1 protein-coding gene is annotated in these 663 nt (G+C 36.7%); it reads left to right on the top strand.

Annotated features, from left to right (window positions below):
- The coding region (locus HNS38_RS20140; RefSeq protein WP_172284969.1) for a hypothetical protein at positions 1-663 on the top strand (663 nt) is incomplete at both ends.

Below are 663 nucleotides of genomic sequence, written 5' to 3'. Positions count from 1 at the left end.
ATTGGAAGTAGCAGGAAAAACCAAAACCGAAAGCTTACAAATTACAAACGGTGTTTGTAATACCAATTATATTTTAACGGCTAGCGATGCCAATGGAAATGCCATTTGGAAAGACATAAACGATTTTATGGGAGAAAGCATTTGGAGTGAAAATAGCAGTGGTAATGTATATTTTGAAGATGGGCATGTTGGAATTGGTACCAATAATCCTCAATCTCCTTTGGATATTGATTTTGGTTCTCAGACTATTGGTTTAGGTTTTGTAGGCAATACATACTCAAGTAGTAATACTTATTCTGATTTTAAGATGGAGACCAGTTACGAATCTGGTAAACCCGAATTAACGTTTAAAACTGCAAATGGTAGCGCTCGATATAACTGGGCATGCCAAGGGGTGGACAAGATGACTTTAGAGATGGTTTATTATGGAGATCCAAGTGCGACTAGGTTAATCCTACATGATGGTACTATTATTACTGAAAGATTAAAAGTAACATCTGCTACTGATGTTTCAGGCTATGTTCTAACAGCAGATGCTGATGGCGATGCTACATGGCAAGAACCTCAATTTAAGGATATAAATGGAAATCTATTTTTTAATGGAAGAATTGGAATCGGAACAGAAAATGCTGGCACTCATAAATTAGCAGTAAACGGCTCCAT

The organism is Lentimicrobium sp. L6 (assembly GCF_013166655.1).
In the GTDB taxonomy this organism is placed as follows: Bacteria; Bacteroidota; Bacteroidia; order Bacteroidales; family UBA12170; genus UBA12170.
Note: the sequence above shows the minus strand (reverse complement) of the source record. Positions and strands in the feature narration are given on the sequence as shown.